This is a genomic window from Amycolatopsis sp. NPDC004625, assembly GCF_040609695.1.
In the GTDB taxonomy this organism is placed as follows: Bacteria; Actinomycetota; Actinomycetes; order Mycobacteriales; family Pseudonocardiaceae; genus Amycolatopsis.
The window spans coordinates 52,575-68,357 of sequence record NZ_JBEXKX010000001.1 but is presented as its reverse complement, the minus strand read 5'-3'; the positions used below and the strand labels follow the sequence as shown (position 1 = coordinate 68,357).

Sequence of the window (15,783 nt, the reverse complement as noted above, 5' to 3'; positions counted from 1 at the left end):
GCCATCGCCTCTCCACGTCGTCAGCGCGACCGAAATGACAACCTTGTCGCGCAGTCGGTCGAACCGGGCCACCTTGGGCAGCGGCTCACCGGACAGTCAAGGGATCCGTCAAGTCCTGTCCACTTCGGGACAGCGTGATCAGCCGTCTGCTCTACGACTTCGGTAGCCGAATCGGCACAATCCGCGCCCGCACCGTTGACAAGCCACCGGGTCTTGGCGTTCAATCCCGGACACTATGACAACGTTGTCTCCTGCGGGCCGGGACTCCGGCGGCAACACGCGCACCGCGAGCAGGCGGGCCACGATGAGCGACGTGGCCCGGCTGGCCGGCGTGAGCATCAAGACCGTCTCGCGCGTGGTCAACGACGAACCCGCCGTGCACCCGGACACCGCCGAGCGGGTCATGGCGGCCATCGAGCAGCTGGGCTTCCGGCGCAACCTGGGCGCGCGCAACCTGCGCCGCGGGTCCACGACCGGCACCATCGGGCTGATCGTCGAAGACGTCGGCAACCCCTTCTACTCCGAGCTGAACCGCGCGGTCGAGCGGATCGCGACGTCGTTCGGCCGCCAGGTGCTCACCGGTTCCTCCGAGGAGAACTCCGACCGCGAGCGCGAGCTCGTGCTGGAGTTCTGCGCGCGGCGGGTGGACGGCATCCTCGTCGTCCCGGCCGGCCTGCAGCACGGCTACCTGGTGCCGGAGATGCGCGCGGGCACGCCGGTGGTGTTCATCGACCGCCCGGCCGGCGACATCGTGGCCGACACCGTGCTGGTCGACAACCTCGGCGGCACCATCGAAGCGGTCACGCACCTGGCGCAGCACGGCCACCGCCGGATCGCCTTCCTCGGCGACAGCCCGGACATCTTCACCGCGGCCGAGCGCCTGCGCGGGTTCCGCGAGGGCTGCGTGCGCAACGGGATCTCCTACGACGAGTCGCTGGTCTCGATGGGGACGCCGACGCCGGACTCGGTCGGCGACGCCGTCAAGCGGCTGCTCGACGGCCCTGACGCGGCCACCGCGGTGATCGCCGGCAACAACCGGGTCGCCGTGCACCTGCTGCGCGCGCTGGCCCACGCCGAGCGGCGGCCGGCGATGGTCGGGTTCGACGACTTCGAGCTGGCGGACCTGCTGAACCCGCCGGTCACCGTGGTCGCCCACGACGTCAGCGCGCTGGGCCACGCCGCGGCCGAGCTGCTCTTCGCCCGCGTCCAAGGAGATCAGTCACCGCCGAGAAAGGTAGTCCTGCCCGTGCATCTCGTCGCCCGTGGTTCCGGTGAGGTCGCCCCGTGACCCTCGAACCGATCCGCCTCCCGGCCAACCAGCCGCCGCAGTTCTACCGCGGCGGCGACGCCATCGCGGCCCTGCGCGGTGCCTCGCCGGACAAGAAGTTCGGCCCGGAGGACTGGGTCGCCTCGGCGACCACGATGTTCGGCCAGGAGACCAACGGCCTCACCCGGCTCCCCGACGGCGCCTGGCTGCGCGACGCCGTCGTGGCGAACCCGAACGGCTGGCTCGGCGCGAAGCACGTCGAAGCGCTCGGGACGTCGACCGGCCTGCTGGTCAAGCTGCTCGACGCGGGCCAGCGGCTGCCCGTGCACTTCCACCCGGACGACACCTTCGCCAAGCAGCACTTCGACTCCCACTTCGGCAAGACCGAGGCGTGGATCGTCGTGGGCACCTACGGCGACGACCCGCGCGTCTACCCGGGTTTCAAGGAGACGCTGTCCAAGGCGACGGTCTCCGAGTGGACGCGGGAGCAGGACGTGCCGTCGATGCTGGGCGCGCTCAACAGCATCCCGGTGTCGGCGGGTGACACCGTCTACATCCCGGCCGGGCTGCCGCACGCGATCGGCGAGGGCGTGTTCGTCGTCGAGCTGCAGCAGCCGACGGACTTCTCCCTCACCATCGAGTGGCGCGACTTCCTGGCGTCCCCGGAAAAGGGCCACCTCGGCCTGGGCTTCGACACCGCCATCGAGGCACTGGACACCTCCGGCTGGGACACCGAACGCCTCGAAACCATCATCAGGCGCACGGCGGGCGACACCGCCTCCACTGTGGACCTGCTGGCCAGCGGATCGGAGCGGTTCTTCCGAGCCGAGCAGCTGCGCACCGACAAGGTGACAACGTTGTCACTCGACCCGTCGTTCGCGGTTCTGGTGGTCCTCGACGGCGAAGGCACCCTGCGCACCGAGCACGGCGGCGAGTTCGCGCTGGCGAAGGGCGACACCTACGTCGTCCCGTTCGACGCCGGCCAGACCGAGCTGTCCGGCACGGCGACGGCGATCCGCTGCCGCCCGCCGGCGCCGGAAGAGAGGCACGGATGAGCGAAATCCTGCTGGACGCGATCGAGCTGACGAAGCACTACGGCTCGGTCGAAGCCCTGCGCGGCGCGTCGTTCCAGGCGCGCGCGGGCGAGGTGACGGCGCTGATCGGCGACAACGGCGCCGGCAAGTCGACGCTGGTCAAGTGCCTCTCCGGTGCGGAGCAGCCGACGTCGGGGAAGATCCTCCTGGACGAGAAGGAGGTCCACTTCGACTCGCCGACCACCGCGCGGCGCCTCGGCATCGAGACCGTCTACCAGGACCTCGCGGTCGCCCCGGAGCTCGACCCGGCGGCCAACCTGTTCCTCGGCCGCGAAATCCACCGCAAGGGCATCCTCGGCAAGCTCGGGATGCTCGACAAGAACGAGATGCGGCGGCGGGCGATCGAGGAGTTCCAGCGCCTCGGCGTGACGCTGCAGAGCACGGACGTCCCGATCGGCTCGCTGTCGGGCGGGCAACGGCAGAGCGTCGCCGTGGCGCGTTCGGTCGTGTGGGCGTCGAAGGTCGTGTTCATGGACGAGCCGACGGCCGCGCTCGGGGTCGTGCAGCGCGAGCGCGTGCTCGACGTCATCAAGAAGGTGCGCGACAAGGGCATCGCCGTGGTGCTGATCAGCCACAACATGCCCGAGGTGCTGTCGGTCGCCGACCGCGTCGAGGTGCTGCGGCTCGGCAAGCGGGTCGCCCGGTTCGCGGGCGCGGACACGAAGCTCGAAGACCTCGTCGCCGCGATGACCGGCGCCCTCGTGCAGGAGGAGGCGGCATGAGCGTGTCGACACCCGCGCAGAAGGACATCCAGGAGACACCCGAAGCCGGGTTCGGCAAGCGGCCGCTGGGCAAGCGGCTGGTCGAGGCCAACACGTTCTGGATCGGGCTGGTCCTGGTCGCGCTGGTCGTGCTGTTCAGCGCGATCGCGCCGGACAGCTTCCCGACGCTGTTCACCTTCCAGACGCTGTTCATCGAGTCCTCGGTCCTGCTCATCCTTTCGGTGGGCATGACGTTCGTGATCATCACCTCCGGCATCGACCTCTCGGTCGGCTCGGTGCTGATCCTCGCCGGCATGGTCGCGGGCAAGGTGATGGAGGCGATGTCCGGCGGGGACGCGTCGCAGGCGGGCTGGGGCGTGATCGCCGTCGGGCTCGTCGTCGCCGTCGTCACCGGCACGGTCTGGGGCGTGATCAACGGCGTCCTCGTCGCCGTGGCCAAGATCCCGGCGCTGATCGTCACCCTCGGCACGATGGGCGCCGCGCTGGCCACCGCCTACCTGCTCAACGGCGGTTCGGACCTGCGCACCGTGCCGGCGCAGCTCACCAAGACCCTGGGCTACGGCACGTCCTTCGGCATCGTGCCCAACCTGGTCATCGTGGCCATCGTGATCACCGTGATCGGCGCCTGGCTGCTGCGGACGACCAAGTTCGGGCGGTACACGTTCGCGGTCGGCTCCAACGCCGAGGGCGCGCGGCGCGCGGGCATCGGCGTCACCGCGCACCTGCTGAAGGTGTACACGCTGACCGGGTTCCTGGCCGGGATCGCCGGGTTCCTCTCGCTGGCCTACTACAACTCGACCACCATCTCCGGGCACACCACCGACAACCTCAACGCCATCGCCGCGGTCGTGCTGGGCGGGACGAGCCTCTTCGGCGGCGTCGGCACGATCCTGGGCACGGTGATCGGGGTGTTCATCCCCGCGGTGCTGCGCAAGGGCTTCAACATCATCCACGTCCAGGACTTCTGGCAGATGTTCATCGTCAGCTGGGTCCTGGTCGCCGCGGTCTGGTTCGACCAGCGCCGCCGCCGTCGCCGCAACTCCCGCTGAGTCCCCAAGTACGGTCCCCCGAGTACAACGAGGTGCTTATGAAACTGACCAAGACTCTCACCGCCATGGGTGCCGTGGTCTCCGCCGCCGCCCTGCTGTCCGCGTGCGGCTCCGGCACGGTCGGGCAGAGCGGGTCCGGCAGCTCGGCCCAGCCGGTCGGCGGCAAGAAGCTGGCGCTGATCCCGGGCGTGCAGGCCGAGCCGTTCTACATCTCGCTGCAGTGCGGCGCGGAAGCCGAGGCGAAGAAGCTCGGCTACGAGCTGACCACCCAGGCGCCGCAGAAGTTCGACGCTCCCCTGCAGACCCAGCTGGTCAACGCCCTCGGCGCGAACCCGCCGGCGGCACTGCTCATCGCCCCGACCGACGACACCGCGATGCTGGCGCCGATCCAGCAGGTCAAGGCGCGCGGCACGAAGATCGTCGAGGTCGACACCGCGCTGAAGGACACGAGCGTGGCCGCGTCGTCGATCTCCTCCGACAACGCCGCGGGCGGCAAGCTCGCCGCGCAGACGATGGCCAAGCTGGCCGGCGGCAAGAGCGGCTCGGTGCTGGTGCTCGACACGATCGCGGGCACGTCCACGACCGCCGCGCGCGCCAAGGGCTTCGAGGAGGAACTGAAGAACACGCCGAACCTGAAGTCGATCGGCGTCCAGTTCACCCAGAACGAGCCGGAGCAGGCCGCGGCCAAGGTGACGGCGGCGCTGTCGTCGACGCCCGACCTGATCGGCGTCTTCGCGACCAACCTCAACACCGGCGAGGGCGCGGCGACCGGCCTGCGCAACGCGGGCAAGGTCGGCGCGGTCAACCTGATCGGCTTCGACGCCAGCCCGTCCGAGGTCGAGGGCCTGAAGAACGGTCAGTACCAGGCCCTGATCGCCCAGGACCCGGCCTCGATCGGCACCCAGGGCGTCCAGCAGGCGGTCGCGGCCGTCGAGGGCAAGTCCGTGACGCGGAACCTCACCGCGCAGCTGCACTCGATCACCAAGGCGGACATGGACGCCAACTCCCAGTACTTCTACAAGCAGAGCTGCTGACCCGTCCGTCAGGGTCCTGCGGGCGGTGTGCGCACCGTCCGCAGGGTCCTGACCAGCGTGTTCACTGCTGGTGAACACCCCCTGCCGGTCACCGCGGTGGGAGAACCGCTCACCGCAGGACCGGTTCCCCCGCGCGGGTGGTACGCGTCACACTCACTTGCACATGCATCGGCACATGCATGCTCGCAGGGAGGGTGCGATGAGGTACCGGCCGGCCGTGCATCGCACGGTCTTCGCGGTCGACGTCGAGGGCTACGGCGACCAGCGCAGAACCACACCCGATCGCCTGTTGCTGCGCGCGGGGCTCTACCGCGCGCTGGACCGGGCGTTCGACGACGCCGGCGTCCCGTGGCGGGACTGCCGGCCCGAAGACTGCGGCGACGGCGTGTTCGTGCTCGCCCCGCCGGAGGTCCCGAAGGGACTCTTCGTGGAGTTCCTGCCGGCCGCGCTCGCCGTGGCGCTGCACCGGCACAACCGCACGCACGACCCCGGCGCCCGGATCCGGCTCCGGATGGCGCTGCACGCGGGCGAGATCGCCTACGACGACCACGGCGTCACCGCGCCGGCGATCAACCAGACGTTCCGCCTGCTGGAGGCGAAGCCGCTGAAGGAGGCGCTCAAGGCGTCACGCGGGGTGCTGGCGCTGATCACGTCGGCGTGGTTCTTCGACGAGGTCGTCCGGCACAGCGACGGGCTCGACCCGACGACGTTCCGGCCGGTGCCGGTGGCGGTCAAGGAGACCCGCACGACCGGCTGGATCTCGCTGCCGGACCGGCCGTACCCGGCGAACGCGAGCCTGCTGGGCGGCCTCACGTCGATCGACCACTACCGGACCTGGCGCCGCTTCCGCCGCCACGCCCAGGTGCTGGCCGACCGCGACGGACCCGCGTAGCCGTAGGATCTACTGCCCTGGACACCGCCGCCGAGGGGAGGCCCGATGACCGTGCACCTGCGCCCGGCGTCCCGCGCCGACCCGCTGCCGGTGCTGGCCGCGGCCCGCCGCGTCTCCGACAACCTGCGCGACGGCCTGTCCGGCACCCGCGCGCGCCGCGCCGCGCACGGCCTGCGCCGCCTCTTCGGCTTCCCCGGCCTCGGTCTCACCGACCTGTCCGGCTCGCTGCTGTGGTCGGGCCGGCCGGGGCCGGACGCGGTCGTCGCGTCGGTGCTCGACGGCGTCCTCCACACCGAAGAACCCGGCTCGGCGCCGGACGTCCTGGTGCTGCCGCTGCACGTCCACGACGAACTGGCCGGGGCGCTGCTGGTGGTCGGGGACGTCCGGGACGCGGTCGCGGCCCAGGCCGCCGACCTCGTGGTGCAGGCGCTGGAACGGTGGCGGCTCGAGGCGTCGGCCGAACAGGCGGCGCAGGCCGAGCTGCGCGCGTTGCGGGCGGAGATGTCGCCGCACTTCGTCTACAACGCGCTGACGGTCATCGCGTCACTGGTGCGTTCGGACCCCGACCGGGCCCGCGACCTCATGCTCGACTTCGCCGACTACACGCGCTACAGCCTGGCGCGCCACGGCGAGTACACCGTGGTCGCCGAGGAGTTCCGCGCGATCGAGACGTACCTGGCGCTGCAGCGGGCGGTGCTCGGCGAGCGGCTGCGCGTCCAGGTGCGGGTCGCGCCGGAGATCCTCGCCGTCGCGGTGCCGTACCTGGTGCTGGAGCCGTTGGTGGAGAACGCGATCCGGCACGGCATCGAGCCGCGGTCGGGCACCGGGCAGGTCCAGGTGCACGGGCAGGCGGAAGGGAACGACTGCGTGATCTTCGTCGAGGACGACGGGGTCGGCATGGACCCGAAGCGCGCGGCGGACATCCTGGCCGGGCGCATCGGCGAGGACGATGCCGCGGGCATGGGACTGGCCAATGTGGACAGACGGTTGCGGGACGTCTACGGCGCCTGGTACGGCCTGACCGTGGAGACCGAGGTCGGCGCGGGCACCCGGGTGGTCGTGCGGGTGCCGCGGTTCCAGCCGGGGGTGCTGCCGTGACTTCGCTTCGGGTACTGGCCGTCGACGACCTCCCGCCCGCCCTGGACGAGCTCTGCCGCATGCTGCGCGAAGCGCCCGAAGTCGGCGAAGTCGTCGGGGCGGGTGATGCGCTGAAGGCGTTGAAACTGCTTCAGGCGGATCGCTTCGACGCGGTGTTCCTCGACATCTCGATGCCGGGCCTCGACGGGCTCGAACTCGCGTCGCTGCTGGCGAAGCTGAGCGAGCCGCCGGTGATCGTGTTCGTCACGGCGCACGACGGCCACGCCGTGACGGCGTACGGCATCGGCGCGGTGGACTACCTGCTCAAGCCGGTCCGCACCGAACGGCTGTCGACGGCGCTGGCGAAGGTCATGCGGATGGCGACCCCGGCGTCGCGGCCGACGCCGGACGCGATGGCAGCGCTGCCGGTGGAGTCGGGCGGGCGGACGCGGTACGTCCGCCGTGACGACGTCCTGTTCGTGGAGGCCCACGGCGACTACGTCCGGCTGCACACGCGCGGCGGCGTCCACCTGGTGCGGATGCCGATCTCGCGGCTGGAGGAGTACTGGGAAGGAACCGGGTTCAGCCGGGTGCACCGCGGGTTCCTGGTGGCCGTCGGGGCGGTGCTGGAGCTGCGCAGCGACACCGCGGGCGGGCTGCTGGCCCACACCGAGGCGGGGGACGTCCCGGTGAGCCGCCGCCACGCGCGCGATCTGCGTGACCGGCTGCTGGAAGCGGCTCAGCGCGGCCAGCTCGGGTCCGATCCGCGATGAGCAGGATCCGCCGGGTCGCCGTCACCAGCCCGCAGACCCGCCTCGCCCACGCCCGGCGCCGGTCGCGCGGCCGCTGGCGCCAGCCGCGGCTCCCCGCGGGCGACACCCAGCGCGCCACCGCCCTCTACGCCGCCCAGCGCCGCCGCGGCATTCCCGCGCTGGTCCTGATGTTCACGCTGCTGCTCGGCCTCCCCGGCGTCTTCGCGCTCTTCCCGGCCCTGGACACCCTGCGGCTGCTGGGAATTCCGGTGTCCTGGCTGATGCTCGCGGTCCTCCCCTACCCCGCGATGGCCCTCCTGGCCCGCTGGCAGCTCCGGCGCGCCGAGCGGCTCGAGGACGAGTAGTGGGCATCGCGCTCGCCGTCGCGCCGGTCGTGCTCGTGACGCTGCTGATCGGCGTCCGCGGGGTCGCCGCCATGCGCACGACGTCGGACTTCCTGGTGGCGTCCCGCCGGATCTCGCCGCTGGTCAACTCGGCCGCCGTCTCCGGCGAATACCTGTCCGCCGCTTCCTTCCTCGGTGTCGCGGGGCTCGTCGTCAAGGACGGCATCGGGGCGCTGTGGTACCCGGTCGGTTTCACCGCCGGCTACATCGCGATGCTCGTGCTCGTCGCGGCGCCGATGCGGCGGTCCGGCGCGCTGACTGTCCCCGACTTCGCCGAAGCCCGGCTCAACTCCCCCGCGCTGCGCCGCCTGGCCGCCGTCGTCGTGCTGGTGATCGGCACGATCTACGTCGTCCCACAGTTCCGCACCGCCGGCCTGGTCCTCACGGCCGTCGGCGGCACGCCGTACTGGGTCGGCGTGGTGCTGGCCGGCGCCGCGGTCAGCGTCACCCTGGCGTTGGGCGGCATGCGCGCGGCGACGTACGTGCAGGCGTTCCAGTTCGTGCTGAAGCTGCTGCTGTTCCTGATCCCGGCGATCTGGCTGGTGCTGCAGGCCGGCGCGGTCAACCGGACCGACGCGCTCAACCCCGTCGAGTTCACCCACTTCGCCCGCGAGACCCCGGTGCGGTTCGACGTCGACGTCACGATGGAGATCCGCGAGCCGACCCCGGTGCGCCGCAACGGCGTCGTCGAGGTCCTGCCGCCGGGGGAATTCACCGCGCACAGCCAGGACGAGGTCGTGTTCGGCACGGGCGCGGCCGTCCCGGCGGTCCGCGGCGGCGCCGCGCTCGGCGGCCCCGACTGGCGCCGCCCGCTGCTCGACCTCGGCGACCAGGGCTACCCGCTGCTCGGCACCTGGGCCGTCCTCATCGCGACCATGCTCGGCACGATGGGCCTGCCGCACGTCCTGATGCGCTTCCACACCAGCCCGGACGGCCGGGCCGCGCGCCGCACCGCCGCGATCACCGTCGCGCTGCTCGGTGTCTTCTACCTCTTCCCCGGCGTCTACGGCGTGCTCGGGCGGGTGCTCGTTCCCGGGCTGTACCTCTCCGGCGCCACCGACACCGTGGTCGTCGCGCTGCCCTACCAGGTCGACCGCGGCTGGGCCGGCGACCTGTTCACGGCGTTGCTGACCGCGGGTGCGTTCGCCGCGTTCCTGGCGACGTCGCTGGGCCTGCTGCTGGTGATGTCGGGCGCGATCGCGCACGACCTCGTCCCCGGCGGCCTGCGGCGGCTGCGGATCGCGGTGTTCGGCGTCGCCGGGATCATGGTGCTGCTGGCGCTGCGCTCGGCCGAGCTCGACGCCGGAGTCCTGGTCACGTGGGGTTTCACGGTGGCCGCGTCGACGTTCTGCCCGCTGCTGGTGCTCGGCATCTGGTGGCCGCGGCTGACCGCGACCGGCGGGATCGCCGGGGTGCTGACCGGGCTGGTGGCGTCGTCCGGCTCGATCCTGTTCGCCCTCGCCGGGCCGCCGCTGCACGGCTGGGTGGCGATCCTGGTGCAGCAACCGGCACCCTGGTCGGTACCGCTGGCGTTCGGCGCAATGGCGCTGGTCTCGTTGCGGGGCAGGCCCCCCACTTGGTCGACGGCGGCGATGCTCCGCCTGCACCTGGACGAACCCCGCTCGACGGGACCGCGTGACCGTTCGTCAACCGTTCGTCGTCTGGCTCGGCTGTTGAACCGCTGAATCTTCACGAAGGACTCACACCTCCCTACGGTGGCGCACGTCACTTTCCGCAACGTCGCAGGGAGCAGCGATGAGCACGACGGAGACGGGCGGCCCCCCGGACACGTCCGACACCATCTGGGAACGCGCGCACGAAAGCACCGAGTTCCGCGAGCTGCGCAGCCGGCTGCGCCGGTTCGTCTTCCCGATGACGGCGCTGTTCCTGATCTGGTACCTGCTGTACGTGCTGCTGGCCGACTACGCGCACGGCTTCATGAGCACGAAGGTGTTCGGCAACATCAACGTCGGCCTGATCTTCGGCCTCCTGCAGTTCGTCTCGACGTTCGTCATCACCGGCCTCTACGTCCGGTACGCGAACCGGAAGCTCGACCCGGTCGCGGAGAAGATCCGTGAGGACATCGAGAAGGAGCAGGCATGACGAACATCGCCGCGGGGGTGGAGGGCAGCAACCCGCTCCTGAACATCCTGATCTTCGCCGCGTTCGTGGTCATCACCCTGGTGATCGTGTTCCGGGCCAGCCGCAACACGAAGACGGCGTCGGACTACTACGCCGCCGGCCGCGCGTTCACCGGACCGCAGAACGGCATCGCGATCTCGGGTGACTACCTGTCGGCCGCGTCCTTCCTCGGCATCGCCGGCGCCATCGCGATCAACGGCTACGACGGCTTCCTCTACTCCATCGGCTTCCTGGTGGCGTGGCTCGTGGCGTTGCTGCTCGTCGCGGAACTGCTGCGCAACACCGGTAAGTTCACCATGGGCGACGTCCTGGCGTTCCGGATGAAGCAGCGCCCGGTGCGGGCCGCGGCCGCGACGTCGACGCTGGCCGTGTCGTTCTTCTACCTGCTCGCGCAGATGGCGGGCGCCGGTGGCCTGGTCGCGCTGCTGCTCGGCGTCGAAGGGTCCGGCGCGCAGGCGCTGGTCATCGCCGTGGTCGGCGTGATCATGATCGCCTACGTCCTGATCGGCGGCATGAAGGGCACCACCTGGGTGCAGATCATCAAGGCCGCGCTGCTCATCGTGGGCGCGCTCGTGATCACGCTGTGGGTGCTCGGCAAGTACAACTTCAACTTCTCCAGCCTGCTGCAGGCCGCCGTCGACAAGGCGGGCAAGGCCGGGGAGACGCTGCTCGGCCCGGGCAAGCAGTACGGCGCCACCGGAACGTCCAAACTGGACTTCTTCTCCCTCGGCATCGCGCTGGTGCTGGGCACCGCGGGCCTGCCGCACGTGCTGATGCGGTTCTACACGGTCCCGACCGCTCGCGACGCGCGTCGCTCGGTCGTCTGGGCGATCGTCCTGATCGGCGTGTTCTACCTGTTCACGCTGGTGCTGGGCTACGGCGCCGGTGCGCTGGTCGGGCCGGACACGATCAAGAAGGCACCGGGTGGCGTCAACTCCGCGGCTCCGCTGCTGGCGTTGGAGCTCGGCGGCCCGGTGCTGCTGGGCCTGATCTCCGCGGTCGCCTTCGCGACGATCCTCGCGGTGGTCGCCGGCCTGACGATCACGGCGTCCGCGTCCTTCGCCCACGACGTCTACGCGAACGTCGTCAAGCGCGGCAAGACGTCGCCGGACTCGGAGGTCAGGGTCGCCCGGATCACCGCGGTGGTCATCGGCGCCCTCGCCATCGGCGGCGGCATCCTGGCCAACGGGCAGAACGTCGCCTTCCTGGTGGCGCTGGCCTTCGCGGTCGCGGCGTCGGCGAACCTGCCGACGATCCTCTACTCGCTGTTCTGGAAGCGGTTCAACACCCAGGGCGCGCTGTGGTCGATCTACGGCGGCCTGGCCATCACGGTCGTGCTGATCGTGTTCTCGCCGGCGGTGTCCGGCAAGAGCACGTCGATGATCAAGACCGCGGACTTCGCCTGGTTCCCGCTGAGCAACCCGGGCATCGTCTCGATCCCGGCCGCGTTCATCCTCGGCTGGCTCGGCACGATCCTGTCCAAGGAGCACAACGAGAAGAAGTACGCCGAGATGGAGGTCCGCTCCCTGACCGGCGCGGGCGCCGAGAAGGCCGTCGCCCACTAGGTGCACTGACCCCGAAGGCCGTCGCGAGGGTGTTCCCGATCCTCTCGCGACGGCCTTCGGCCAGCTCTCAGTACGGCAGCTTGCCCTCGGCGACGCTCTTGAGGGTGGTTTCCAGCTGCTTGCGCACGTACTGCCACAGCCCGCCGCCCAGCGAAATCCTCGCCACCCCCAGGTGGGCGAGGCCTTCGAGGCCCGGGCTGCCCGGCCACGCGGGCGCGTTGACCGCCCCGCCGACCCCCTGCACGAACTCCGCGATCAGCTCCGGCGTGCGCAGGTGGATCGGGTAGACGCAGTCGGCGCCCGCCTCCAGGTACGCCTTCGCCCTGGCCACTCCGGCTTCGAGCGCTTCCTTCGGGTCCACTCCGCGGAAGGAGTCGACGCGGGCGTTGATGACCAGCCCGTCGCCCGCCGCCTCACGCAGCGCGGCGATCCGCCCGGCCTGCTCGGCGACCGGCCGGACCCCGCCGGTGGCGTGGTCGGTGTCCTCGAAGTTGCAGCCGACGGCCCCCGCGTCGAGCAGCCGACCGGCGAGTTCGGCGCCGGACAGTCCGTAGCCGGACTCGGCGTCGACGCTCACCGGGACGCCCACGGCGTTCGCGATGCGTCTTGCCGCAGCGAACATTTCGTCCGCGGGCGCCTTTTCGCCGTCGGCGAACCCGAGCGCGGCCGCGACGGCGACCGAACTGGTCGCCAACGCGGGGAACCCGGCGGCCTCGACGAGCTTCGCGGTGTCGGCGTCCCACGCGTTCGGCAGGACCAGGGGTTTGCCGGGGACGTGCAGCGCCTTGAGCGCGGCGGCGCTCACGCGTCCCGCTTCGGCAGCGGGGTGTGGCTGGTGATGGTCATCCGGTTCCAGCTGTTGATCGCGATGGCCTCCCAGGCCACCGCGCGGTACTGGTCCTCGGTGAACACCTTCGCCGCCTGCTCGTAGACGTCGTCGGGCACGGACTGCGTCGCGGACAGCTTGGTCATCGCCTCGGTGAGGGCGAGGGCGGCCTGCTCCTGCTCGCTGAACAGGTCGGTCTCGCGCCAGCCGTCGAGCACGAACAGCCGGCGCGGCGACTCGCCCAGCTCGAGCGCGTCGCGGGTGTGCATGTCGAGGCAGAACGCGCAGCCGTTGATCTGCGACGCGCGGGTCTTCACCAGTTCCAGCAGTTTCGGGTCGAGCCCCGCGTTGGCGCCGGCCTTGTTCACCTCGGCCTGCAGGTTCGCCATCGCCTGGTAGAGCTCGGGAGCGCCCCCGAGCCCGATTCGCTTGGTCATGCCGTCCACGCTAGCGGCAACTGGTCCACGGGTATGGTCCAGTCACATGACGGATTCGTGGTCCAGTTCCGGGTTCGACGTCCACCTCGGCTGGCAGCCCGCTTCCGGCCGGGCCGGTCTCGCGGCGGCCATCCGCGCGGCCATCCGGGACGGCCGGTGGCAGGCGGGTGCGGCGGTGCCCTCGACCCGGTCCCTGGCCCACGACCTCGGCGTCGCCCGCGGCACGGTCACCCGCGTGTACGCCGACCTGGCCGCGGAAGGCTACCTGCACACGGCCCAGGGCGCGCCGACCCGCGTGGCGACGGCGGGGTCGCTCCCCCAGTCGGCGCCGCGGCAGGCCCCGCGCGACCCGGCCCCGCGCTGGGACCTGCGCCCGGGCCGCCCGGACCTGACGGCGTTCCCCCGGCAGGCGTGGATCACCGCGACCCGGCGGGCGCTGCTGCGGACGCCGGCGTCGGCGTTCGGCTACGAGTCGGAATCGGGCGCGCCGGAGCTGCGCGACACCCTCGCCGGCTACCTGGCCCGGGCCCGCGGGGTGGTCGCCGACCCGGCGCGGATCGTGGTGTGCCACGGGTTTTCCCACGCCATCGCGGTGCTGGCCCGGGCTCTCGCCGACCTGGGCGTCGACGAAATGGCGTTCGAGAACCCGTCGCTGCCGCTGTACCGGTCCATCGCGGCCGCGCAGGGACCGCGCGTGGTCGGCGTGGCGGTCGACGAGCACGGCCTCGACGTGTCGGCGTGGGACAGCCCGGCGGTGGTCGTCACCCCGGCGCACCAGTACCCGACGGGCGTCACCCTGGCCCCGCCCCGGCGTGCGGCGCTGGCCCGCCGGGCGAGCGACTCGGGTGCGTTCGTGCTGGAGGACGACTACGACGGCGAGTTCCGCTTCGACCGCCAGCAGGTCGGAGCGTTGCAGGCCCTGGCGCCGGAGCGGGTCGTGTACGCGGGCACGGCCAGCAAGACGCTTGCGCCGGCCCTGCGCCTGGCCTGGCTGGTGCTGCCGCGGTCACTGGTGGAGCCGGTCCGCGCGGCGATGGTGGACAGCGGTTCGCGGCCGGCCCTGCTGAACCAGCTGGCCCTGGCCGAGCTGATCGACTCGGGCGCGTACGACCGGCACGTCCGCCGCAGCCGGGCGGAGTACCGCTCCCGCCGCGCGCACCTGTTGTCCGCGTTGCCGACCTCCGTCCGCCCGCACGGCATCGCGGCCGGCCTGCACCTGCTGCTGATGCTTCCCCCCGACGGCCCCTCCGAGGTCACGGCCCTGGCGGCCTGCCGCCGCCGCGCAATCGGCATCGAGGGCCTGTCCAGCCACTGGATGACCCCCAACGCCCCCGGCGGCCTGGTAGTCGGCTACGCGGCAACCCCCAAACACGCCTTCGCAGGAGCAACCCAAACCCTGATGGACGCCCTCCAAGAAATAACCACCTAACCCCCTCCCCCGAACCGACCCCCCAGATACGCGAACCGACCGCCCAGGTACGCGAGTCGACCCTCCAGGTACGTGTGATGCCCGCGGGCCACCCCACCGGAGCGGCCCGCGGTCCCCGTCAGAACCAGCAGTCAGGCCGGACCCGCAGCAGTTCCGTCCGCAGCACCGGCGTGCCGTCGACCGGCGCCGGGTCCTCCGCGGTCGGCTGGATCCCGCCGGCCGCCACCTTGTCCAGCGTCCTCAACCCTTCCGCACCGACCGTGCCGAACACCGTGTAGTTCGGCCGCAGTGCGGAATCGCCGTACACGACGAAGAACTGCGAGCCGTTAGTGTCCGGGCCCGCGTTCGCCATCGCGAGCAGGCCACGCGCGTAGACGCGACGGGCGCCGGTCGGGTCGGTCGGCGCCGGCGGCAGATCGACCGGCAGCTCGTCCTTGTACTTGTAGCCCGGCCCGCCTTCGCCGGTCGCGGTCGGGTCGCCGCACTGCAGCACCTTCAACGTCGGGTACGCCGTGAGCCGGTGGCACACCGTGTGGTCGTAGAACCGGTGCCGCGCCAGGTGCAGAAAACTCTGCACGGTGCACGGCGCCTTCGCGCGGTCGAGCCGCAGCGGCAGCGCACCCTGGCTGGTCGGGATCGCGACGTCGACCTTGCCGTGGCTCGGCGTGTGCCGCGGGTCGGGCGGCAGCGGCACCGGCCGCGCGGGCGGCTCGTCCGGGGTTTCGGTGTACTGGCAGGGCCCGTGGGTCGTCTTCGGCGGCGGGGCGTCGGCCGCCGTAGCGACGCCGTTCCCGGCCACGAACAACGCGCCTGCCGCCAGCGCGGTGACGAGTGTCTTCTTCATCTGCACGCCCTCCCAGTGATCGCCCGGTTCCGGAGCGCCCCGCAGTCTAGGGCCCGGCACCGACAGCCAGAACCGGCGAAAGTCGCCCTCGTCAGCCCATCGGGTGAACCTCGGCGCCCGCACCCCGGAAATTGTCGGACCCCCGGCGCACGATGGGCAGCACGCGGCAAACCCGCCGCGCACAGAGGGAGGTCACCATGAAAGTCCGGCGAAGACCCGTTGCGGTGGCACGGTTCCTGCTCGCCCGGC

General features: G+C 71.5%; 16 protein-coding genes. 13 read left to right on the top strand and 3 right to left on the bottom strand.

Going from position 1 to position 15,783, the window contains the following annotated elements:
- The first annotated feature begins 304 nt into the window (after positions 1-304).
- From ABZW17_RS00310 to ABZW17_RS00255, 12 genes are all read left to right on the top strand, one after another.
- On the top strand, positions 305-1,288 hold the full coding sequence (locus ABZW17_RS00310) for a LacI family DNA-binding transcriptional regulator (protein WP_103350431.1): 984 nt from the start codon (positions 305-307) through the stop codon (positions 1,286-1,288).
- The gene (locus tag ABZW17_RS00305) at positions 1,285-2,322 is read left to right on the top strand and encodes a class I mannose-6-phosphate isomerase (protein WP_354808140.1); all 1,038 of its coding nucleotides are present in this window, start codon (positions 1,285-1,287) and stop codon (positions 2,320-2,322) included. Before ABZW17_RS00310 ends, ABZW17_RS00305 begins: the two co-directional genes overlap by 4 nt.
- Positions 2,319-3,083 carry an ATP-binding cassette domain-containing protein gene (locus ABZW17_RS00300; RefSeq protein ID WP_354808139.1) on the top strand — a complete coding sequence of 255 codons (765 nt, stop codon included), beginning with the start codon at positions 2,319-2,321 and terminating at the stop codon, positions 3,081-3,083. Before ABZW17_RS00305 ends, ABZW17_RS00300 begins: the two co-directional genes overlap by 4 nt.
- Positions 3,080-4,132, top strand: a complete 1,053-nt coding sequence (locus ABZW17_RS00295) for an ABC transporter permease (RefSeq protein ID WP_354808138.1) — start codon at positions 3,080-3,082, stop codon at positions 4,130-4,132. Before ABZW17_RS00300 ends, ABZW17_RS00295 begins: the two co-directional genes overlap by 4 nt.
- 38 nt (positions 4,133-4,170) lie before the next feature.
- On the top strand, positions 4,171-5,166 hold the full coding sequence (locus ABZW17_RS00290) for an ABC transporter substrate-binding protein (protein WP_354808137.1): 996 nt from the start codon (positions 4,171-4,173) through the stop codon (positions 5,164-5,166).
- A gap of 199 nt (positions 5,167-5,365) precedes the next feature.
- Positions 5,366-6,058, top strand: coding sequence for a hypothetical protein (locus tag ABZW17_RS00285; RefSeq protein ID WP_354808136.1), 693 nt, complete (start codon positions 5,366-5,368; stop codon positions 6,056-6,058).
- Between the two features lie 45 nt (positions 6,059-6,103).
- Positions 6,104-7,156 carry a histidine kinase gene (locus ABZW17_RS00280; RefSeq protein WP_354808135.1) on the top strand — a complete coding sequence of 351 codons (1,053 nt, stop codon included), beginning with the start codon at positions 6,104-6,106 and terminating at the stop codon, positions 7,154-7,156.
- Complete coding sequence (locus ABZW17_RS00275) at positions 7,153-7,908, top strand: LytTR family DNA-binding domain-containing protein (RefSeq protein ID WP_354808134.1); 756 nt, start codon at positions 7,153-7,155, stop codon at positions 7,906-7,908. The genes ABZW17_RS00280 and ABZW17_RS00275 overlap by 4 nt, the downstream gene beginning before the upstream one ends.
- Positions 7,905-8,252, top strand: coding sequence for a hypothetical protein (locus tag ABZW17_RS00270; RefSeq protein ID WP_354808133.1), 348 nt, complete (start codon positions 7,905-7,907; stop codon positions 8,250-8,252). The genes ABZW17_RS00275 and ABZW17_RS00270 overlap by 4 nt, the downstream gene beginning before the upstream one ends.
- Positions 8,252-9,976, top strand: a complete 1,725-nt coding sequence (locus tag ABZW17_RS00265; RefSeq protein WP_354808132.1) for a cation acetate symporter — start codon at positions 8,252-8,254, stop codon at positions 9,974-9,976. Before ABZW17_RS00270 ends, ABZW17_RS00265 begins: the two co-directional genes overlap by 1 nt.
- A gap of 70 nt (positions 9,977-10,046) precedes the next feature.
- Positions 10,047-10,394, top strand: coding sequence for a DUF485 domain-containing protein (locus tag ABZW17_RS00260; RefSeq protein WP_354808131.1), 348 nt, complete (start codon positions 10,047-10,049; stop codon positions 10,392-10,394).
- Positions 10,391-11,998 carry a cation acetate symporter gene (locus ABZW17_RS00255; RefSeq protein WP_354808130.1) on the top strand — a complete coding sequence of 536 codons (1,608 nt, stop codon included), beginning with the start codon at positions 10,391-10,393 and terminating at the stop codon, positions 11,996-11,998. The genes ABZW17_RS00260 and ABZW17_RS00255 overlap by 4 nt, the downstream gene beginning before the upstream one ends.
- Positions 11,999-12,065: 67 nt before the next feature.
- Here the strand turns inward: ABZW17_RS00255 and ABZW17_RS00250 are convergent, their stop codons facing one another.
- Positions 12,066-12,803, bottom strand: coding sequence for an isocitrate lyase/phosphoenolpyruvate mutase family protein (locus ABZW17_RS00250; protein ID WP_354808129.1), 738 nt, complete (start codon positions 12,801-12,803; stop codon positions 12,066-12,068).
- On the bottom strand, positions 12,800-13,261 hold the full coding sequence (locus ABZW17_RS00245; RefSeq protein ID WP_354808128.1) for a carboxymuconolactone decarboxylase family protein: 462 nt from the start codon (positions 13,259-13,261) through the stop codon (positions 12,800-12,802). Before ABZW17_RS00245 ends, ABZW17_RS00250 begins: the two co-directional genes overlap by 4 nt.
- A gap of 46 nt (positions 13,262-13,307) precedes the next feature.
- Between ABZW17_RS00245 and ABZW17_RS00240 the strand changes: the two genes are divergently transcribed.
- A complete protein-coding gene (locus ABZW17_RS00240; RefSeq protein ID WP_354808127.1) occupies positions 13,308-14,690 on the top strand; it encodes a PLP-dependent aminotransferase family protein in 1,383 nt (460 codons plus the stop codon).
- A 118-nt stretch (positions 14,691-14,808) separates the two neighbouring features.
- Here the strand turns inward: ABZW17_RS00240 and ABZW17_RS00235 are convergent, their stop codons facing one another.
- Entirely contained in the window at positions 14,809-15,534 is a 726-nt protein-coding gene (locus ABZW17_RS00235) for a peptidylprolyl isomerase (RefSeq protein WP_354808126.1), read from the bottom strand.
- Positions 15,535-15,783: the final 249 nt, after the last annotated feature.